This is a genomic window from Ruegeria sp. BHSC029, from assembly GCF_059613085.1.
In genome coordinates this window covers 521,708-542,747 of record NZ_JBXWRU010000003.1, presented here as the reverse complement: position 1 = coordinate 542,747, position 21,040 = coordinate 521,708, and the positions used below count along the sequence as shown (strand labels likewise).

The following is a 21,040-nucleotide window of genomic DNA, read 5'->3' as shown; positions in this document are numbered from 1 at the left end:
GCCCCCATGCCGGACAGCCCTCTGGACCAGATCAACGCCCATGCCGACCCCGACCGGGCCGCCCAGATGGCGGCCTATCACAAGATCGACCGCCCCTATCTTGGGGTACCGAACCCGGTGCTGAATGATCTGACCAGAATCTGGCGGCAGCAGATGGACGTGGACGCCCGCGTCGCGCTGGCCGATCAGCTGTGGCAGACCAACATCCACGAGGCGCGGCTGGCCGCCGCCAAGCTGTTGACGCAGGCCCGCATCCGTCCCGATCAGGCGGTTTGGGACCTGCTGCAAAGCTGGCTGCCCGATTTCGACGCCTGGGCGGTGGCCGATCATGCCAGCATGGCCATGCAAAAGCGCCTGTGGGCCGATCCTTCGCGGCTGGATCAGGTCGAAAGCTGGACCACCTCGGATCACATGTGGACCCGACGCGCAGCACTGGTCGCCACCCTGCCCTGGACCAAGCAGAACCACCCCAAGCCCGAAGACCTTCAGCGCCGCGACCGAATTCTGGGGTGGGCCGCCGGCTATGTCCCCGATCGCGACTGGTTCATACAGAAGGCGGTGGCCTGGTGGCTGCGCGACCTGTCCAAACATGACCCCGATCGGGTCCGGGCGTTTCTGGCCGTGCACGGTCACGCGATGAAGCCTTTTGCCCGCAAAGAGGCCGGCAAGTACCTGAAAGATCAGTTGGAATAAACGTCTACTTCAACCAGTTCGTCAAACGGCACCAATAGCGCACGCATCGCCTCAACCGACAGGCGGCTGCCGCCTGAGGGCGCCGGTACAAGTGTGATATAGGCCTGCGCGCCCGTCTTGGGCACGACCACCCGGCCATTGATCTCAGTTTCGACCAACGGCGTTTCAAGCCAGCGTCCGGGCTTGTTCGGATCGCCCAGTCCGGCAATCGTTGTCTTGGCGCCGGCCCATCCGGTGTTCACGGCCGCAACAGGCGTTGCTTCCACCTCTTCAGTCGCAGCGGCGGTTTCTGTCGTCTGCGCAGGTTCCGCATCCGGGGCGCGATCAAGGCTTTGCCGCACCGCATCACAGCCGGTCAAAAACGCAGGAATAATGACAAACAGGTATCGCATGCAACCAGCCTACCCCTGCCCGCGCCCGCGTTCCACCCCTCAAGCGCAGTTCTGACTTGTCGCAAGGCACGGTGCGCTTTACCTATTGGGCATGACTGCTCCGTTGATCGACCCGTTTGCCCGCGCAATCACCTATCTCCGCGTCTCCGTCACGGACCGCTGCGATTTCCGCTGTGTCTACTGCATGTCTGAAAACATGACCTTTCTGCCCAAGAAAGAGCTGCTGACGCTGGAAGAACTGGACCGGATGTGTTCGACCTTCATTCGACTGGGCGTGGAAAAGCTGCGGATCACCGGGGGCGAGCCGCTTGTGCGCCGTGGGATCATGGGGTTCTTCGACTCGATGACCCGGCATCTGGACAGCGGCGCACTGAAAGAGCTGACGCTGACCACCAATGGCTCGCAACTGGCCCGGTTCGCCGACGACCTGTATGCCGCCGGGGTGCGGCGGGTGAATGTCTCGCTCGACACGCTGGACGAGGACAAATTCGCCCAGATCACCCGTTGGGGTCGCTTGAAACAGGTCCTGGGCGGGATCGATGCCGCGCAGAAGGCCGGGTTGCGCGTCAAGATCAACGCGGTGGCCCTGAAAGGGTTCAACGAGGAAGAGCTGCCCAAGATCACCCGCTGGTGCGCCGAGCGCGACATGGACCTGACCTGGATCGAGGTCATGCCTATGGGTGACATCGGCAACGAGGACCGGCTGGACCAGTACTGGTCGCTGAAAGACGTGCGGGCCGAGTACGAAAACCACTATACTGTCACCGATCTGGCCGAGCGCACGGGCGGACCGGCGCGCTATGTCCGGCTCGAGGAAACCGGGCAGAAGATCGGCTTCATCACGCCGCTCAGCCATAATTTCTGTGAAAGTTGCAACCGGGTACGCCTGACCTGCACGGGCGAGTTGTACATGTGCCTGGGGCAAGAGGACATGGCCGACTTGCGCGCCCCTCTGCGCGACCACCCCAACAGTGAAGAGCCACTGGAACAGGCGATCCGCGCGGCGATCACCCTCAAGCCCAAGGGCCATGATTTCGACTATTCCCGCCAGAAGATCGATGGCCAGATGAGCCGTCACATGAGCCACACGGGCGGCTGACATGGCAGACCAGTCGGGGCAACCCACGACGCTGTACCGTATGTACTGCGCGTTGACGTCCATCGCCATGCCATTGGCCTGGCGCACCGTTCGCGCCAAGCTGCAGACGGCGGGTGTTTCCGAGGTCCGTCAGCGCGAGCGGCTGGGCCATGCGAGCCAGCCCCGGCCCGACGGTCGGCTGATCTGGTTCCATGCGGCCAGCGTGGGCGAGAGCCTGTCGGTTCTGAGCCTGATCAAGCGTATGAGCGAACGGATTGAGGATGCGCAGTTTCTGATCACCTCTGGCACCCCGACCTCGGCGGCGCTGGTGGAAAAACGCCTGCCGCCGCGCACCCGCCACCAATACCCCCCGCTGGACAGCGCCGGCCCGGTTGCGCGGTTTCTGGATCACTGGCGGCCCGATGCCGGCGTCTTTGTCGAAAGCGAGATCTGGCCACGCCTGATCGTCGAGACCGCCCGGCGCGGGACGCCCCTGGCCCTGCTGAACGCGCGCCTGTCCGAGAAATCGGTGGCCGGGTGGAAGAAGCGCCCCGACACCGCCCGCTATGTCCTGAGCCGGTTCCGACTGTTCCTGACGCAAAACGACCGCACGGCCGCAAACCTGATCGCCATGGGCGCGTCCGCCGATCTGGTGCAGCCCGGAACCAACCTCAAGGCCATGTCCGATCCGCTGCCGGTGGATCAAAACACGCTGACGCAGATCCGCGCGCAGATCGGCGCGCGGCCGGTCTGGATCGCCAGCTCGACCCATGCGGGCGAGGAGGAGACCGTTCTGGCCGCCCATGCCGAATTGCTGAACCGCAGGCCCGATCTCCTGCTGCTGCTGATCCCCCGCCACCCGGAACGGCGGGACGAGGTCTGCGCCCTGATAGATGCCGCGGGTCAAAGCCATGCTCTGCGCAGCGCCGGGCAGCCGGTTACCGACGACACGCAGGTCTATGTGGCCGATACGCTGGGCGAAACCGGAACGTGGTACGCGTTGTGCCCGATCGTGTTTCTGGGCGGGTCGCTGAAAGAGATCGGCGGCCACAACCCGTTCGAACCGGCTCAGGCTGGCGCTGCGGTGATCACCGGGCCGGGTTACTACAATTTCGCCGAGACATTTGCCCCGCTGGTGGACAGCGGCGGCGCGGTCGAAGTCGCTTCGGCACCCGAGTTGGCCAAAGCGGTCGAGCTCTGGCTGTCGGACAGATCGGCGCTGGCCGCGGCGCAAGCGGCGGCGCAGTCCTGCGTGAACACCCAGAAATCGGCGCTGGATTCGGTTGTGGATACGCTATGCGACAAGCTGGGCCTCAACTGACCGCAAGCGGCAGCGGGGGCCTGCGCCCCCGCCACGGTGTCAGGCTGCGGGCATCCGCTGTTCGACGATCTCGGCCCACCAGCTGCAACCGGCAGGGATCGCCTCGTCGTTGAAGTTGTATTCAGGATGGTGGACCATCGCCGTGTCGCCATTGCCGACCAGGATATAGGCACCGGGACGTTCTTCCAGCATGTAGGCGAAGTCTTCGCCGCCCATGACCAAAGGTGCCTCCTCGCAGGCCCCCGAGACCGAGCGGGCGACCTCGGCGGCGAACTCGGTCTGCTCGTCGCTGTTGATCATGACCGGATAGCCCCGGATATAGTTGACATCGGCAGTACCGCCGAATGTCGCGGCGACGCCCAAGCAGATTTCGTTGATGCGCTGCTCAGCAAGGTCGCGCATCTCTTTGCTCATCGTGCGCACGGTGCCCTTGATCTGCACTTTCTGCGGGATCACGTTGAACGCCTTTGACGAGGTCTCGAACGAGGTGACCGAAACAACGACCTGATCGATCGGGTCGGCATTGCGCGACGCGATGGTCTGCAACGCCAGAACGGCCTGCGCAGTCATGACAGTGGTGTCCACGGTTTCATGCGGTTTGGCGGCATGACCGCCACGACCTTCGAAAGTAATATCGAACTGGTCAGTCGCCGCGAAGAACGCGCCCGGCCGGATCGAGAAGCTGCCCACAGGCTTACCGGGCCAATTGTGCATTCCGTAGACTTCCTGAATGCCCCAACGCTCCATCAGGTTGTCTTCGCACATCTCGCGGCCGCCGCCGCCGCCCTCCTCGGCGGGCTGGAAGATCACAACGACGGTTCCGTCGAAGTTGCGCGTTTCGGACAGGTATTTGGCCGCCCCCAGCAGCATGGCGGTGTGGCCGTCATGGCCGCAGGCATGCATCGCACCCGGAGTTTTCGAAGCATAGTCCAAACCCGTCGCCTCGTGGATCGGCAAAGCGTCCATATCCGCCCGCAATCCGATCACCTTCCCCTTGGTGTCGACCTTGCCCTTGATCACCCCGACAACTCCGGTGCGGCCAATCCCCGTGACCACCTCGTCGCAGCCGAATTCTTTCAGCTTTTCCGCAACCAGCGCACTGGTGCGATGCGTATCGAACAGAATTTCAGGATTCTCGTGAATATCACGCCGCCAGGCGGTGATTTCATCCTGCAATTCGGCAAAGCGGTTCTTCACTGGCATCTTCGTCTTCTCTCCTTAAAAAAATCTCAGGCCACCGGCATCCGGCGTTCGACCATCTCTGCAAACCACGAGCATCCGATCGGAATGATCTCGTCATTGAAATCGTATTCGGGGTGGTGAAGCCCGGCGCTGTCGCCATTTCCCAGGACTATGAAGGCCCCGGGACGTTCCTGCAACATGAACGAGAAGTCTTCGCCCCCCATCACCATCGGTGCTTCGGCACAGCTGCCACCGACGGCAATTGCCGCGGATTCTGCATATCCGGTCTGCTCTTCCGCGTTGATCGTGACCGGAACGCCGCGCGAGTAGGTCACCGTGGCGGTGCCACCCATGGTCGCCGCGACACCTTGCACAACTTCATTCAGTCGCTGTTCGATCAGGTCGCGCATCTCGTTCGAATGGGTGCGGACGGTGCCACGCAGCCGGGCCGATTGCGGGATCACGTTGAACGCATTCGACGAGGTCTCGACCGCCGTGACCGACAGAACGGCCTGCAAGATCGGGTCGGCGTTGCGCGAAACGATGGTCTGCAGGGCCACGATCAGTTGCGACAGCATGACCGTAGTATCCACGGTTTCCTGCGGCTTGGCGGCATGACCGCCGCGGCCTTCAAGATGGATGTCAAACTCGTCCGCCGCCGCCAGCAGAGGCCCGGAGCGAATGGCAAACTGCCCGGTCGGCAGGCCCGGCACGTTGTGCATCGCATAGACTTCCTGGATGCCGAAGCGGTCCATCAAACCGTCCTGGCACATGGCTTCAGCACCGTTGCCGCCTTCTTCGGCCGGTTGAAAGATCACGATCGCGGTCCCATCGAAGTTTCGGGTCTCGGCCAGATATTTGGCGGCGCCCAGAACCATCGCAGTGTGACCGTCATGGCCACAGGCATGCATGGCGCCCGCAGTCTTGGAGGCATAATCCGCTCCCGTCTGCTCCTGCATTGGCAGCGCATCCATATCGGCCCGCAGACCAATCACCCGGCCTTGGGTGTCGGTCCTGCCCTTGATCACGCCGACTACCCCGGTCCGGCCAATTCCGGTCACGACATCGTCGCAACCGAACTCTTTCAGTTTTTCCGCAACCAATGCGCTGGTCCGATGGGTATCGTAGAGAATTTCGGGGTGTTGATGTATGTCGCGCCGCCAACCGGTGATTTCGGGGTGCATTTCGGCAAAACGGTTCTTGATCGGCATGACTGTCTTTCCTGTTTCAGGCGATGGGCATTCGTCGTTCGACGAGCTCGGCGAACCAGCTGCATCCGGCCGGAATGGCCTGGTCGTCGAAATTGTATTCGGGATGGTGGCACATGGCCGTGTCGCCGTTCCCCAAGAAGATGTAGGCTCCGGGCCGTTCTTCAAGCATGTAGGCGAAGTCTTCGGACGGCATGATCGGATCCGTTGCGTCATTGACCTTGCCTGCCACCGCCTCGGCGGCTTCGGCGGCGAAGGCCGTTTCCGCCTCGGAATTCACCGTCACCGGGTAGCCGGGCGTCCAGGTCACGCGGGCTTTGGCGCCAAAAGCCGAGGCTGTGTCTTCGGCGATCCGGCGCACGCGCTCCTCGGCGATGCCACGGTATTCCGGGTCCAGTGTGCGAACCGTGCCCTGCAGCCGGACCGTGTGCGCAATCACGTTCGAGGCGACGCTGTCAGTTTCAAACGTCCCCACCGTCAGCACCACCCGTCGGATTGGATCAACGGTGCGGGATACAACCGATTGCAGCGCAACCACGATATGCGATGCCACCAAGGTTGTGTCGATGGCTTCATGCGGTGCGGCGGCGTGGCCACCTTTGCCGGTCACGACAATCTCGAACTCGTCCGACGACGCCAGCAGCGCGCCGGGCCGGATTGCGAACTCTCCGACAGGCAGGCCGGGCATGTTGTGCAAGCCGTAGACTTCCTGAATGCCCCAGCGATTCATAAGCCCATCGCGGCACATGGCCAGACCGCCGGCCCCGCCTTCTTCGGCCGGTTGAAAGATCAGAACCACCGTTCCGTCGAAATTGCGCGTCTCGGCAAGGTATTGCGCAGCGCCGAGCAAGATCGACGTGTGCCCGTCATGCCCGCAGGCATGCATCTTGCCCGGCACGGTCGAGGCATAGTCCAGTCCGGTCGCCTCGTTGATCGGCAAGGCATCCATGTCGGCCCGCAACCCGATCACCCGCCCCTGCGTGTCCGTCCGCCCTCGGATCACGGCCACGACACCGGTTTTACCTATACCCGGCGTGATTTCATCGACACCGAACGCCTTGAGTCGGTCGACAACGAAGCCGGCGGTTTCATGCACGTCGTACATCAACTCGGGATGCGCATGCAGGTGCCGCCGCCACTTGGTGATCTCGGCGTGCATTTCGGCAAGTCTGTTTTTGACCGGCATGTTCAACTCTCCGAGCTTCTGACTGAAATCCTGAGTTTCCAGTGCCTCTTTTGGGTCACGCCGCCAGTTTGTAGACCAGACGCTGCATGAAGTCATGGCCGGCGTTGAACTGAGCGATCGTGATGTATTCGTTCGGCTGGTGCGCCTGGGCGATATCTCCGGGCCCACAGATCACGGCTGAGTAACCGGCTTCCTGAAACTGACCGGCTTCGGTGCCATAGCTGACGACATGGGTAGCGTTGTCGCCCGTAAGGGCACGCACCAGTGTCTCGGCTTCGCCATCGGTTTCCGGGACCAAAGCCGGAACGGCAAAGCTGGCTTTCACCTCGATATGGGCGTCCGCATGCACTTGCTGCATCTTCCTTTCCGCCACTCTTACCTGTTCCAGATAGGCTTCTTTCCAAGCTGATGCCTGCTCGCCGGGGACGACCCGGAAATCCATCATGAAACGGCAATCCTTGGCCGTGATGTTGTGCGCAGTGCCGCCCTTGATCATGCCCACGTGACAGGTTGTCCAAGGAGGATCAAAGACTGCCGCGATATCGCTGGGGTCCGCCGCCATGTTGATGTCGTTCTGCGCATTTGCCCAGTCGATCAGCGGCGCGGCATACATTATCGCATTGACACCGGTATGCATGATCGAACTGTGCACCTCGTATCCAACCACGTGGGTATCAAAGCCGAAGCCGCCCTTGTGGCCGGTGACGGCCTGCATCATCGACGGCTCGCCCACCACCACGGCCGAGCCCTTGGGCAGAACCTCCTGCATGGCGACGATCATGGGCGGCGCACCGGTGCAGCCGACCTCCTCGTCAAAACTCAGCGCCAATTGCAGCGGGCGCTTGACGTCGGCGTATTGCGCCTCGACCAGCGCCCAGATGGCGAGGGCGTCATAGCCCTTCATGTCACAGGTACCACGTCCGAAATACTTGCCGTCCCGTTCGGTCACGACAAACGGGTCGCTGTCCCAGGGTTGTCCGTCCACCGGCACCACATCCGTGTGACCGGAAAGCACGACCGCGCCTTCCTCCCAGGGGCCGACATGGGCAAACAGGGCCGCCTTGTGCGGCTGGTCCGGATCCGGCCATCGGTGGGCGCGGATACCGTGGCCGTTCAGGTAGTCTTCGACCCAGTCGATCAGCGGCAGGTTGCTGTCGCGGCTGACGGTGGGAAACGCGATCAGCTTGGTCATGATCTCAAGCGGAGTCAGGCGCTGTGGCATATGGGTCAGTAACCGCTGTCGGTCGTCAGAATGAAGTGACCCGGCTCGACCTCGCGGTATTCCGAAGGCGCAGGCTCATAGCCGATTGGGTGAATTGGAGACGGGATCGGTTTGAAATTCAGATCTTTTTCCGACTTGCGCTGATTGGGATCGGCGATTGGAACCGCCTTCATCAATGCCTGCGTATAGGGGTGCTGCGGGTTCTCAAAAACACGCGCCCGTGGGCCCAGTTCGACGATCCGGCCCAGATACATCACACCCACGTGGTGGCTGACCCGCTCAACCACGGCCATGTCGTGGCTGATAAACAGATAGCTCAGGCCAAGTTCGGACTGCAATTCCATCATCAGGTTCAGAACCTGCGCCTGAACAGAAACGTCCAGCGCGGAAACGGCTTCGTCCGCAATGATCAGTTTCGGGTTCAGGGCCAGCGCCCGGGCAATCGCAATTCGCTGCCGCTGCCCACCCGACATTTCGTGCGGGAACCGGCGCATGAAGCTGCGTGGCAGGTGCACCTTGTCGAACAGCTGTGCGACCCGGTCCTGCAGTTCCGACCCCGATGCCACGCCATAGTTGCGCATCGGCTCGGCCACCTGATCAACCAACTGCATCTGCGGGTTCAGCGATGCGAATGGGTCCTGAAAGATCATCTGCATGTCCAGGCGGGCCTTGCGCAGGCCCTTCTGGTCCAGCTTCATGATGTCCATGCCATCAAGACTGATTTCACCCGCCATGGGCTCGATCAACCGCAGGATCGAGCGTCCGGCCGAAGATTTTCCACAACCCGACTCGCCGACGAGGCTCAGCGTCTGCCCTTTGTTCAGGGTGAACGAGACGTCTTCGACCGCGTGCACATTCGAAATGGTGCGGCGCAGGATCCCGCCTTTTACCGGGAACCGCGTGGTCAGGTTCCGGACTGACAGCAATACATCCTCGGTTCCGGGAATCGGGGCGATCTTCTGTCCTTCGACACCCAGCAACTTCATCGGCTCGGGGGCGGATTTTCCGCGCATCTCACCCAGCTTGGGCACCGCGGCCAGCAGAGCCTTGGTGTAGTCATGCTGAGGATTCTCGAAAATCTCGGTGACGGTGCCCTCTTCGACCTTGTTGCCGCGGTACATGACGACAACCCTGTCGGCCATCTGGGCGACCACGGCCATGTCATGGGTGATGAACATGACCGCCGTGCCGGTTTCACGCTTCAGCCGGTCCATCAAGGCGAGGATCTCGGCCTGGATCGTCACGTCCAGAGCCGTGGTGGGTTCATCGGCGATCAGCAGGCGCGGCTCGCAGGCCATGGCCATTGCGATCACAACCCGCTGGCGCATCCCGCCCGACAATTCGTGCGGATACTGCTTGAGCCGCCGCTCGGGTTCGGGGATGCGGACCTGTTTCAGCAGTTCCAAGGCGCGTGCTTCGGCCTGGGACTTGGACATATCCTTGTGAATCCGCAGCCCTTCGGTCAGCTGTCGCCCGACCGTGAAAACAGGGTTCAGCGCCGTCATCGGTTCCTGAAAGATCATCCCGATTTCGTTGCCGCGAATCTGCTTCATGAGGTCCTGATCGGCCTTGGCCAGATCCAGTTCGGTCCCGTCGTTGCGGTCGAAAATCAACTGTCCGCCGGCGATTTCACCCCCGCCGAATTCAACAAGGCGCATCAATGACAACGAAGATACGGACTTGCCCGATCCCGATTCGCCCACGATGCAGACGGTTTCGCCCGGACGGACCTCGAACGAGACGTCCTCGACCCCGACGACGGGCCCATCCTTGGTTTGGAATTCGACCCGAAGTTCCCTGATCTGGGCGATAGGCTGATCCAGCACGCGAGCGCTCCCCTTGGCTGCATGAGTGTTTTGATTGCCGAACGCTAAGGCGGGCTGACAGGAAAAGTCAAACGCATTGCCAGTTTCGCTGCGGCAAGGCTTGCAATTTCTGCAAACTCTGTTTCGATACCCCGCGTAACCGTGCCGAGAAATTGGGCGTAGTGCGCAGACATTTGCGCAATTGTCTTTTGTTTCAGTGGCTTGAGCCCGGCACGGCAACGCCAAATCCGCAGGCCTTGCGGAGAAAATCGAGACACGAATGTGTCCAACAAGGAGTGTATGATGAAAATCAAAACCCTTTTGCTTGGTGCGATTGCAAGCACGGCGATGGCCCCGATGGCCATGGCCGAGCGCGGATCGGACGGCAACGTCAGCATCATCTATTGGCAAGCACCCTCGATCCTGAACCCGTTCCTGTCGGGCGGCACCAAAGACGTCGAAGCGGCCTCGCTGGTGATCGAACCTCTGGCCCGCTACGACCAGGACGGCAACATGGTGCCGTATCTGGCAGCCGAAATCCCGACCGTCGAAAACGGCGGCGTGAGCGAGGACCTCACCTCGATCACGTGGAAGATCGCTCCGGGGATCACCTGGTCGGATGGTACGCCGTTCACCTCGGCCGACGTGAAATTCACCGCCGATTACTGCATGGACCCCGAAGGAGGCTGTGCGCAGGTGACCAAGTTCGAAGGCGTCACCAGCGTCGAAGCTGTGGATGATCTGACCGTCAAAGTCACTTTCGACAAGCCGACCCCGTTCCCCTACGGTCCGTTCGTCGGCGGTGAAAGCCCGATCATTCAGGCCGCTCAGTTCGCGGACTGCATGGGCGCGAAAGCTCCGGAATGCACCGATCAGAACTTCAACCCGATCGGCACCGGCCCGTTTGTCGTCACCGAGTTCAAGCCGAACGATGTGATCACCTTCAAGGCCAACGACAACTATCGTGACCCGGCGAAACCGGCCTTCGCAACCGTGACCTTCAAGGGCGGCGGCGATGCGACTGCGGCCGGTCGCGCCGTGATGGAAACCGGCGAGTTCGACTATGCCTGGAACCTGCAGTTGGCGCCCGAAGTGATCGCGCAGATGCAGGAAGGCGGCAAAGGCACTCCGGTGGCAGGCTTTGGCCCGCTGGTCGAGCGCATCATGCTGAACCAGACCAACCCGTCGCCCGAACTGCCGGAAGGCGAGCGTTCGACGGCCAAGCACCCGCACCCGTTCCTGAAGGATCCGGCGGTGTACAAGGCTATGTCGATGGCAATCGACCGCCCGCTGTTGGTTGAGATCGGCTATGGCCAGGCGGGTAAAGTGACCTGCAACTGGGTGCCGGCTCCGGCTGCGTTCAACTCGACCTCGATGACCTGCGACACGCAGGATATCGAAGGCGCCAAGAAACTGCTGGATGATGCCGGCATCGTCGACACCGACGGCGACGGCGTCCGTGAGAAGGATGGCGTTCCGCTGAAAATCGTCTATCAGACCTCGACCAACGCCGTCCGTCAGGACTTCCAGGCGCTGATCAAGGAATGGTGGAGCCAGATCGGCATTGAAACCGAACTGCGCAACATCAACGCTTCGGTCTTCTTCGGTGGTGACCCGGGCTCGCCCGACACGTTCCAGAAGTTCTATGCTGACGTTGAAATGTACGCCAACACCTTCAACGGCACCGACCCGCAAAGCTATCTGGGCAACGGCCTGTGCGACAAGGCACCGCGTCCCGAGACCCAGTGGCAGGGTGAGAACATCAGCCGCTTCTGCAACGAAGAGTTCGACAAGCTGCACGCCCAACTGGCGCAGACCGCAGGTCTGGAGCAGCGCGCCGAAATCGCGAAGCAGCTGAACGACATCATGGTTCAGAACGGCGGCATGATCCCGCTGGTCCACCGTGGTCGTCTGTCGGCCCACGCAAACACTCTGGGCGGTGTCGTCCTGAACGTGTGGGACAGCGAACTGTGGAACATCGCTGACTGGTACCGCAAGACCGGTTCCTAAGCGCTAGCCTTGCACGGCCGCGTCCCGATCTGTATCGGGGCGCGGTCTTTCGCAAGTTCCACCAACAAGAAGACGCATATAAAGGCGCCTCTTAATGCTCAACTTCACCATTCGACGACTGATCCTGGCCGTTCCGACGCTGTTGTTCATCAGTCTCGTCATCTTCCTGTTGCTCGAGCTCGCCCCCGGCGACCCGATGGCACAGGTTCCGCTTACCGTTCCGCCCGAAGTCAAAGAGAAGATGCGCGAGGCGCTTGGCCTCGGCCAGCCGATGCATGTCCGGTTCTGGAAATGGATCGTGCAGTTCTTCTGGATCGAACCGCAGGTTTTGGTCGACCACATCTTTGGCACTACCTTTTCCGAAGGTGACCTGCGTGTGATTTCGTGGCAGACCCGCTCGCCCGTCATGGACATCGTCGTTCAGCGTATCCCGCAGACCCTGTGGGTTGTCGGCACCGCCTATGTGGTCGCCATCCTGATCGCCCTGCCCATCGGCATCTATTCGGCCTATCGCCAGTATTCCTGGTTCGACCAGATGGGCACCTTCGTGTCGATGGTCGGCTTCTCGGTTCCGCCGTTCTTCTCGGGGGTGCTGGTGATCGTGATCTTCTCGGTCCAGTTGGGCTGGTTCCCGTCGATCTATGACACGACGCATGTGGTCAATGACTGGGACAGCTTCGTCATTCAGCTGAAACAGATGATCATGCCCGTGATGGTGCTGGCGCTGCAGATCACCGCGCAGCTCAGCCGGTTCATGCGCGCCTCGATGCTGGACAACCTCAACCAGGATTACGTCCGTACCGCCCGCGCCAAGGGCCTGAGCGAATACACCGTCGTCATGGTACATGTCCTGCGCAACTCGATGATCCCGGTGGTTACCGTGATCGCTCTGGGTATTCCGGCGATCTTTGGTGGCGCGATCATCACCGAGCAGGTGTTCAAGGTGAACGGCATCGGTCAGCTGCTGATCGGCGCCATTCAGGCCAATGACTTGCCGATGGTGCAGACGCTGACCTTCATCTTTGCCGTGCTGATCGTCCTGTTCAACCTGATCGCGGACGTTCTTTACGGCATTCTGGACCCGAGGATCCGCTATGACTGATCACAATCAATCAGACACGCTGGTCCCTGATGAGGGCCTTGCGCCGGCCTCGACGGCCTTGCCGACTGCCGATGTAATGGAAGAACTGACCACCCCGCCCCGCAGCCAGTGGCGCGACGTGTGGGATCAGTTCAAGACCCACAAGGGCGCCATGATCGGCGCGATGCTGTTCATCTTCATCGTCGCGGCCGTCTACCTTGGCCCGTTCCTGTGGACCATCGACCCGACCCAGATCGACATCCGGGCCCGCAACCAGGGGCCCAGCTGGGCCCATCCGTTCGGCACCGATCAACTGGGCCGGGACATCATGGCGCGAATGATGTCTGGGGGGCAGACCTCGGTATCGGTCGGCATCACCGCGATGCTGCTGGCGCTGTTCCTGGGGTCGTTCATCGGCGTGGTTGCCGGGTTCTTCAAACGGCTGGACGGGCCGCTGATGCGCCTGACCGACCTGTTCCTGGCCCTGCCGCTGCTGCCGCTGCTGCTGGTGATGATGCTGCTGTTCCGCGAACCTCTATCCGCTGCGTTCGGGCTCGAGCGTGGGATCTTCATCCTGATCGTCTGCGCCATCGGCATCACCTCGTGGATGCCTACGGCGCGGATCGTGCGCGGCGACGTGCTGGCGATCAAGGAACGCGAGTTCGTTCTGGCCGCCCGCTCGATCGGCACCAGCAACACGCAGATCATCACACGGCACATCCTGCCCAACGTGCTGTCGCCGATCATGGTGTCGGCCACGCTGGGCATCGCCACGGCGATCATCACGGAAAGCGCGCTGTCCTTCCTGGGGCTGGGCTTCCCGCCTGACTTCCCCACCTGGGGCCGGCTACTGTTCGATGGCGTCGACTATCTGCAGCAATACCCCGAGCGTGTGTTCTGGCCCGGCCTGGCGATCTCGCTGACCGTTCTCAGCGTGAACTACCTGGGCGACGGCCTGCGCGATGCGCTCGATCCGCGTATCCGCGGACGCTGATCCAAAGTCAGTCGGCGCGCCTGAGCGCGCCGGCCAACACCACGATCACCACCGCCAGCGGCAGCAGGACGGCAAAGGCCAGCCGCAGTGACAGGATCCCCGCCAGAAGCCCGATAAGCGGCGGACCGATCAGCAGACCTCCGTACCCCAAAGTGGCGACACTGGCGATGGCCTGCCCCGGTGGGACATGCGGGTCATTCGCCGCCCGGCTGAAGGCCAGCGGCATGATCACCGCATAGCCCACGCCCATCATCGCGAATCCAGCCAGCGCCCCGATCGCGCCGCCGGCCGATACCACCAGGAATACGCCCACGGCCGCGCAGGCTCCGCTGACCCGTGCCACGGGCACCGGGCCGAATCGGGCGATCACGAGGCCGCCTAGCAGCCGCACGGCAACCATGGACACCGAAAAGACGGCATAGCCCAAGGCCGCAACGCTTTCAGCCACACCCGTGACATCCCGCAGAAAGATGGCGCTCCAGTCAGCTACTGCCCCCTCGCCCAACGCGCCGCACATCGCGGTCAGCCCGACCAGAACCAGAACGCCGCTGGGCAAGGCAAAGATCGCGTTGGCGTCAGACTGCACCCGCCGCGACGTCCATCGGACCCAGGACAGGGCAAGCGCCAGCGCGACGGTTGCCCCACCGGCCAGCAGGAAATGCGGCAACACGTCAAGCTGCAGCTGAACCGCGCCATAGCCGCTGAGCGCACCCAACCCGGCACCAAGGCTCCACATCGCGTGAAACGAGGACATCACCGGTTTGGCGTAGGCCTGCTCGACCTCGGCGGCCCAGGCGTTCATGGCCACATCCATCGAGCCGTGGAAGGCCCCGAAGATGAACAGGAACGCGGCCAGCATGGCGAAGCTGTCGGCGGCCGCAAGAAGGATCAGTGAGGCCGTGTACAGGACCGCGATCACCCGCGTCACGGTCACCGCGCCAAACCTGTCGGTCAGGCGTCCGGTGACTGGAAAGGAACACACCGCCCCGGCCGCCATGAACAGCAGGCCATAGCCCAGTTCCTCGTGGCTCAGCCCCAGACGGTCACGGACGGCTGGAATGCGCGAGGCCCAGATGCCGAACAGGGCGCCGTTCAGGATGAACATGGCGGCCACGGCCCGCCAGGCTGAAACCAATCCGATCATGAAACCTGCCCTGCCAGCGAAATATCTGCCTCGCAGCAATACAGGCAGTGCGCCGGTTGGCAAGCCGCGCTATTCCAGCTTGCGGCGGATGCGGCGCACGGCCAGCCAGACAAGCGCCACTACAGGCAGCGTCACGCCTGCGGTCAGCATCCCCTTGCTGATCCCCGCATTGGTCAACGGGTACAGCAGGTAACTGACCAGCGACACGGCATAATAGCTGATAGCGACCACCGACAGACCTTCGACCGTGTGCTGCAATCGCAGCGCCAGATCCGCCCGGCGGTCCATGCTCTCCAACAAGGCCTGGTTCTGCGCGCTGCGCTCGACATCGACGCGCGTCCGCAGCAGGTCGCCGGCGCGAATGGCCCGGTCCGAAAGTGCCTGCAGCCGCCGTTCGGTTGCCTTGACCGTGCGCATGGCCGGGTCATAGCGGCGCATCATGAAATCGGCGAATGTCTGACGCCCGTGGAAGCGATCCTCGCGCAGCGCCTCGATCCGCTGGTGCACGATGGCCTCATAGGCCCCCGTCGCGGCAAAGCGAAAGGCCGAACGCGCCGACAGCGTCTCGAGCTCGGTCGAGGTGGCCAGCAATTGCGGCAGCAGATCGTCGGGATGGGTCGTATCCTTGGTCATCTCGCCCATCAACTGGGTCAGTTGCCGGTCCAACTCGCCGATCTGGGGCATCAGGGCCTTAACCCGGGCAAAGCCCAACATGGACATTGCCTTGTAGGTCTCGATCTCGCACAGGCGCTGGATGATCCGGCCGGTGCGCCTGCGCCCGGTGCCCTCGGACACGAACAGGGCAAACCGCATGTGGCCCGCCGGGTCGATGCGAAAATCGCTGGCGCAAATCGCCGAGTCGTCCAGCACCCGCGACACCGCCAGGCTTTCCGGTTCGAACCAATCCGCCAGCGCGGCTTGAGTGGCCCCGTCATCCGGGCGCGGCACCACCCGCAGCATGATCGAGGTCACGCGCTGGCCCGGACTGGCCAACAGCCAGTCGGGGGGGAAAACCTCGAAATCGGCGGGGTTGAACGCGCGCTCGCTGACATTCTGAGTGATGGCCGTATAGGTCACGAATTCCGTGTGGTGCTCCCACTTCAACCAATGCCGCCCGATCTGGCCGGCATAGTGAGTGGCATCGGGCTGCGGATGCTGCGCCCCGTGGCGGTCCAACAGGTCGATCAGGTGGGCCATATCTTCGGCTCGGTCGCGCGCCACCGCGGCGACCGGTTTTTTGATCGCAAGGAATACAACCGTGCACGGCGCCTGCGCCACGGGGAACGGCCGCGCGTGCAATTCATTGGCCAGCGCATAGCGCAGCGGATGATCCTCGATTGGCGTCATGAGCGGCTCCTTGTGTTCCGGGCACTATACGACACCGGGGGATTTCATCAATTATCTTTTTATTTCATATACTTACATGGATACCGCGGTATACAAGCCGGCTATCTCATTGATTTGGCTGCCAGAGCTCGATCGGATTGCCCTCGGGGTCGTGCAGGCGGGCGAATTTTCCGATCTCGCTGTTCCATTCGTCACGGGTCTCCACCTCGATTCCAGCCGCACGCAGCTGGTCGACCATGGCCGCCAGATCGTCGACGCGGAAATTGATCATCCATTGCTGCGCGGCATCACCGAAATAGTCTGTGTCTTCGGCGAATGGGGCAAACACGGTGTAGCCTTCGCGCTGCTTCCACGGAACCGGGTCATAGTGATTGACGCCCAGATGGGTCTCGTACCATTGCGACAGAGCCTTTGAATCGCGGGCGCGGAAGAACACGCCGCCGATGCCGTTTACCTTATGCATGGAACACCTCCTGCCGATTGGGGTTGATACGGCATCATACCCTGAAACGGAAAAAGGCGCCCGCGAGGGGCGCCTTTTCCAAGTATAAGAGCCACAGATCAGTCGATCATTGGCAGCAGCTTGTCCAGCGACTGCTTGGCGTCGCCATAGAACATGCGGGTGTTCTCCTTGTAGAACAGCGGGTTTTCGATGCCCGAATACCCGGTGCCCTGCCCGCGTTTCGAGACGATCACCTGCTTGGCCTTCCAGCATTCCAGAACCGGCATCCCGGCAATGGGGCTGTTCGGGTCTTCCTGTGCCGCAGGGTTCACGATGTCGTTCGAGCCAATGACGATCGCCACATCTGTTTCCGGAAAGTCGTCGTTGATCTCGTCCATTTCCAGCACGATGTCATAGGGCACTTTGGCCTCGGCCAGCAGCACGTTCATGTGGCCCGGAAGACGGCCCGCGACGGGGTGGATGGCAAAGCGCACATTCTTGCCCTTGGCGCGCAGCTTGCGGACCAGTTCGCTGACCGATTGCTGCGCCTGCGCCACCGCCATTCCGTAGCCGGGGATGATGATGACGCTGTCGGCATCGTTCAGCGCTGCTGCAACACCGTCGGCGTCGATCGCCACCTGTTCGCCTTCGACCTCCATCTGGGGTCCCGAAGTGCCGCCAAAGCCGCCGAGGATCACGCTGACAAAGTGACGGTTCATCGCCTTGCACATGATGTAGGACAGGATCGCACCCGACGAGCCTACCAGCGCGCCGACGACGATCAGCAGGTCGTTGCCCAGCGAGAAACCGATCGCAGCCGCGGCCCAGCCCGAGTAGCTGTTCAGCATAGACACAACGACCGGCATGTCGGCACCGCCGATGCCCATGATCAGGTGATAACCGATGAACAGCGCCGCCAGCGTCATCAGGAACAGCGGGAAGAACCCACCCGAAGCGGTGTACCAAATCAGACAGATCAGCGAGAGGCCAGCCGCCGACGCGTTCAGCGCATGCCCGCCCGGCAGCTTGGTGGCCGCTGAGGTCACCTTGCCGGCCAGCTTTCCATAGGCCACGACCGAACCGGTAAAGGTGATCGCACCGATGAAGATGCCCAGGAACAGCTCGACATGCAGAATGGCCAGCTCGGCCGGAGTTTTCTTGGCGATCAGTTTCGCGAAGGCGCCCAGATCCGACAGGTCGGCATCCTTGGCCGCGTCAACGATCGCAAAGACTTCGGCGACATTCTTGATCTCGAAATGGGCGTTGTACCCGACGAAAACCGCCGCCAGACCCACCAGCGAATGCATGGCGGCGACAAGCTGCGGCATCTCGGTCATCTGGACGCGCTGCGCCACGTATTGACCGATCAGACCGCCGCCGATGATCAGCAGCAGCGACAGCAGCCACAGGCCCGATCCGGGGCCGACCAGCGTTGCAAAAACCGCCAGCGCCATTCCAACGATGCCGTACCAGACCGCGCGCTTGGCGCTTTCCTGGTTCGACAGGCCGCCGAGCGAAAGGATGAACAGAACAGCCGCAACGACATAGGCGGCAGTGGTGAAGCCAAATTCCATGTGCCCGGCCTCCTTAAGATTTCTGGAACATGGCGAGCATGCGCCGGGTTACGAGGAAACCGCCGAAGATGTTGATCCCGGCCATGAAGATCGACAGCGCCGCCAGCAGAATGACGAGGAAAGACCCCGACCCGATTTGCATCAACGCGCCCACGATGATGATCGAGGAAATCGCGTTGGTGATCGCCATCAACGGTGTGTGCAGACTGTGGCTGACGTTCCAGATCACCTGGAAGCCCACGAAGACGGCCAGCACGAAGACGATGAAATGCTGCATGAAGCTGGCAGGAGCCACCAGCCCCACCAGCAGCATCAGCGCACCGCCCACGCCCAGCAGGGTAACCTGCTGCTTGGTCTGCGCCTTGAAGGCCGCAATCTCTTGCGCGCGTTTTTCTTCGGGCGTCAGTTCCTTGGCCTCGGCCTTGGGTTTGGCCGCGATGGCCTGCACCTTGGGCGGTGGTGGCGGGAAGGTGATCTCACCTTCATAGGTGACGGTCGCGCCACGGATCACGTCATCTTCCATGTTATGATTGATCTGACCGTCCTTGTCCGGGGTCAGGTCAGTCATCATGTGACGGATGTTGGTCGCATAAAGCGACGAGGACTGAGCCGCCATCCGGCTGGGGAAGTCGGTATAGCCGATGATGGTCACGCCATTGTCGGTCACGACCTTTTCATCCGGCACGGTGCCTTCGACATTGCCTCCACGCTCGGCCGCAAGGTCCACAATGACTGATCCGGGCTTCATCGCCTTGACCATATCCTCAAGCCACAGCTTGGGGGCCGGGCGGTTGGGGATCAGGGCCGTAGTGATGACGATGTCCATCTCGGGCGCAAGCTCGCGGAACTTGGCCAGCTGAGCATTGCGGAACTCCTCGGACTGAACCGAAGCATACCCACCGGTGGCCGAGCCATCCTGCTGTTCTTCTTCAAAGTCCAGATAGACGAATTCGGCGCCCATCGACTCGACCTGTTCAGCGACCTCGGGGCGCACATCGAACGCATAGGTGATAGCGCCAAGCGACGTCGACGTCCCGATGGCGGCCAGACCGGCCACGCCGGCACCAACGATCAGAACCTTGGCCGGCGGTACCTTGCCCGCGGCCGTCACCTGGCCGGTGAAGAAGCGGCCAAAGTTGTTGCCCGCCTCAATCACCGCACGGTACCCGGCGATGTTGGCCATAGAAGACAAAGCGTCCATCTTCTGCGCGCGGCTGATGCGGGGCACCATTTCCATCGCGATGACATTGGCGCCCTTGGCTTTCGCCAATTCCATCCCTTCTTCGTTCCCGGCCGGGTTGAAGAACGAGATCAGCGTCTTGCCCTTGGTCAGACGTTTCATTTCGGTCTCGGTGGGCACGCGCACCTTGGCGATGATGTCCGACGATTTCCACAACGAGGCGGCTGTCTTGACGATTTCGACCCCGACGGCCTCGTAAGCCTCGTCTGAGAAACCGGCGGCAGCACCAGCCCCCTTCTCGATGGCGCATTCATAGCCCAATTTCTGCAGCTGCACGGCTGACTCCGGAGTCATCGCGACCCGGTTCTCGCCTTTCAGTATTTCCTTTGGCGTGCCTATTTTCACCGGCAAGTCCCCCTAATTTTCACTCTGACCGAGCGGGTGGCCGGTATTGTTTGTTAAGCAAAGATCTATCCTGCGCAACATTATTTCGCAAGCGCAGCATTCATTACGTTGTGTCACGGGTCGGCGCATTTCAGATCCACCGACGGGTTTTGCGTTCGTAACGCGCGAAGTCCGCACGGAAGGTGCGGCGCAGGCGGTCCTCTTCGGGCAGGATGAACCGCCGTTCCAGTATCCAGACGAAGACCGGAACCAAAACCAGCGACAGCACCGCATCGAAGCGCAGGATCAACCCGGCAAGGATCAGGACATCGCCCAGATAGATCGGATTGCGGCTGCGTTTGTAGATGCCCGACTGCACCATTGCGGTGGGTGTTTCGTGCGGAATGACGGTCGTACGGTGACGGCGGAATTCTACGATGGCCAGAACCGCCAGCAGGATACCCCCACCAATCAGCAACCCGCTTAGCAGGTCGGTCAACCCGCCTTCCAGCGACAGGCCGAGCGACAGATAACGGCCCTGCAACCAGGCCAACACCGCGAAGCCCAAAAGCCAAAGTGGCGGTACGTCGATACGGCGCATGAGCATCCCTTTTGAACGACGACATGCACCGGCACATGTCGCTTCCGGGCCAAGTCCTACCGCTTTCAGACCCCGATGGCAAAGCATCTTGGCCTTGCGGTCGAATATTGTGCACCCGGGCCACAAACAGGCGGGCGTAGACAGCCCGGCACCGATCCGATACCCCGGGTCGGACACAAGAAAACACCGGGATTTA

General features: G+C 61.8%; 18 protein-coding genes. 6 read left to right on the top strand and 12 right to left on the bottom strand.

Annotated features, from left to right (window positions below):
• The first annotated feature begins 6 nt into the window (after window positions 1-6).
• Complete coding sequence (locus tag AC2FML_RS09705; RefSeq protein WP_496782930.1) at window positions 7-693, top strand: DNA alkylation repair protein; 687 nt, start codon at window positions 7-9, stop codon at window positions 691-693.
• On the opposite strand, the gene AC2FML_RS09700 is transcribed toward AC2FML_RS09705, so the two are convergent.
• The gene (locus tag AC2FML_RS09700; protein ID WP_496782928.1) at window positions 681-1,085 is read right to left on the bottom strand and encodes a hypothetical protein; all 405 of its coding nucleotides are present in this window, start codon (window positions 1,083-1,085) and stop codon (window positions 681-683) included. The genes AC2FML_RS09705 and AC2FML_RS09700 overlap by 13 nt on opposite strands.
• Window positions 1,086-1,176: 91 nt before the next feature.
• Here AC2FML_RS09700 and moaA point away from each other — a divergent pair, with 91 nt between their 5' ends.
• Together moaA and AC2FML_RS09690 are read left to right on the top strand one after the other, a co-directional pair.
• Window positions 1,177-2,184, top strand: a complete 1,008-nt coding sequence (gene moaA / locus AC2FML_RS09695; protein WP_480752856.1) for a GTP 3',8-cyclase MoaA — start codon at window positions 1,177-1,179, stop codon at window positions 2,182-2,184.
• 1 nt (window position 2,185) lies between these two features.
• Entirely contained in the window at window positions 2,186-3,484 is a 1,299-nt protein-coding gene (locus AC2FML_RS09690; RefSeq protein ID WP_496782927.1) for a 3-deoxy-D-manno-octulosonic acid transferase, read from the top strand.
• 39 nt (window positions 3,485-3,523) lie between these two features.
• On the opposite strand, the gene AC2FML_RS09685 is transcribed toward AC2FML_RS09690, so the two are convergent.
• From AC2FML_RS09685 to AC2FML_RS09665, 5 genes are read right to left on the bottom strand one after another with little or no spacing between them, the layout of a single operon-like run.
• Window positions 3,524-4,687, bottom strand: coding sequence for a M20 aminoacylase family protein (locus tag AC2FML_RS09685; RefSeq protein ID WP_496782925.1), 1,164 nt, complete (start codon window positions 4,685-4,687; stop codon window positions 3,524-3,526).
• 26 nt (window positions 4,688-4,713) lie between these two features.
• Window positions 4,714-5,877, bottom strand: a complete 1,164-nt coding sequence (locus AC2FML_RS09680) for a M20 aminoacylase family protein (protein ID WP_496782924.1) — start codon at window positions 5,875-5,877, stop codon at window positions 4,714-4,716.
• Between the two features lie 16 nt (window positions 5,878-5,893).
• Window positions 5,894-7,060, bottom strand: coding sequence for a M20 aminoacylase family protein (locus tag AC2FML_RS09675; protein WP_496782922.1), 1,167 nt, complete (start codon window positions 7,058-7,060; stop codon window positions 5,894-5,896).
• 55 nt (window positions 7,061-7,115) lie between these two features.
• Window positions 7,116-8,282, bottom strand: a complete 1,167-nt coding sequence (argE, locus tag AC2FML_RS09670; RefSeq protein WP_496782920.1) for an acetylornithine deacetylase — start codon at window positions 8,280-8,282, stop codon at window positions 7,116-7,118.
• Between the two features lie 5 nt (window positions 8,283-8,287).
• Window positions 8,288-10,108, bottom strand: coding sequence for an ABC transporter ATP-binding protein (locus tag AC2FML_RS09665; RefSeq protein ID WP_170357320.1), 1,821 nt, complete (start codon window positions 10,106-10,108; stop codon window positions 8,288-8,290).
• 282 nt (window positions 10,109-10,390) lie between these two features.
• Here AC2FML_RS09665 and AC2FML_RS09660 point away from each other — a divergent pair, with 282 nt between their 5' ends.
• From AC2FML_RS09660 to AC2FML_RS09650, 3 genes are all read left to right on the top strand, one after another.
• Window positions 10,391-12,097: a peptide ABC transporter substrate-binding protein gene (locus AC2FML_RS09660; RefSeq protein WP_496782918.1), complete on the top strand. Its 1,707-nt coding sequence runs from the start codon at window positions 10,391-10,393 to the stop codon at window positions 12,095-12,097.
• 94 nt (window positions 12,098-12,191) lie between these two features.
• The gene (locus tag AC2FML_RS09655; protein WP_170340961.1) at window positions 12,192-13,199 is read left to right on the top strand and encodes an ABC transporter permease; all 1,008 of its coding nucleotides are present in this window, start codon (window positions 12,192-12,194) and stop codon (window positions 13,197-13,199) included.
• Window positions 13,192-14,172 carry an ABC transporter permease gene (locus AC2FML_RS09650; RefSeq protein WP_093964881.1) on the top strand — a complete coding sequence of 327 codons (981 nt, stop codon included), beginning with the start codon at window positions 13,192-13,194 and terminating at the stop codon, window positions 14,170-14,172. The genes AC2FML_RS09655 and AC2FML_RS09650 overlap by 8 nt, the downstream gene beginning before the upstream one ends.
• Window positions 14,173-14,179: 7 nt before the next feature.
• Here the strand turns inward: AC2FML_RS09650 and AC2FML_RS09645 are convergent, their stop codons facing one another.
• From AC2FML_RS09645 to AC2FML_RS09620, 6 genes are all read right to left on the bottom strand, one after another.
• The gene (locus tag AC2FML_RS09645) at window positions 14,180-15,316 is read right to left on the bottom strand and encodes an MFS transporter (RefSeq protein WP_170391037.1); all 1,137 of its coding nucleotides are present in this window, start codon (window positions 15,314-15,316) and stop codon (window positions 14,180-14,182) included.
• A 69-nt stretch (window positions 15,317-15,385) separates the two neighbouring features.
• A complete protein-coding gene (locus AC2FML_RS09640; protein ID WP_170440813.1) occupies window positions 15,386-16,663 on the bottom strand; it encodes a DUF3422 family protein in 1,278 nt (425 codons plus the stop codon).
• 106 nt (window positions 16,664-16,769) lie between these two features.
• Window positions 16,770-17,126, bottom strand: coding sequence for a VOC family protein (locus AC2FML_RS09635; protein WP_170340955.1), 357 nt, complete (start codon window positions 17,124-17,126; stop codon window positions 16,770-16,772).
• Between the two features lie 98 nt (window positions 17,127-17,224).
• Entirely contained in the window at window positions 17,225-18,679 is a 1,455-nt protein-coding gene (locus AC2FML_RS09630; protein WP_170357315.1) for an NAD(P)(+) transhydrogenase (Re/Si-specific) subunit beta, read from the bottom strand.
• A gap of 13 nt (window positions 18,680-18,692) precedes the next feature.
• Window positions 18,693-20,264, bottom strand: coding sequence for a Re/Si-specific NAD(P)(+) transhydrogenase subunit alpha (locus AC2FML_RS09625; RefSeq protein ID WP_475143261.1), 1,572 nt, complete (start codon window positions 20,262-20,264; stop codon window positions 18,693-18,695).
• Window positions 20,265-20,394: 130 nt separating this feature from the next.
• Complete coding sequence (locus AC2FML_RS09620) at window positions 20,395-20,844, bottom strand: methyltransferase family protein (RefSeq protein ID WP_170460609.1); 450 nt, start codon at window positions 20,842-20,844, stop codon at window positions 20,395-20,397.
• Window positions 20,845-21,040: the final 196 nt, after the last annotated feature.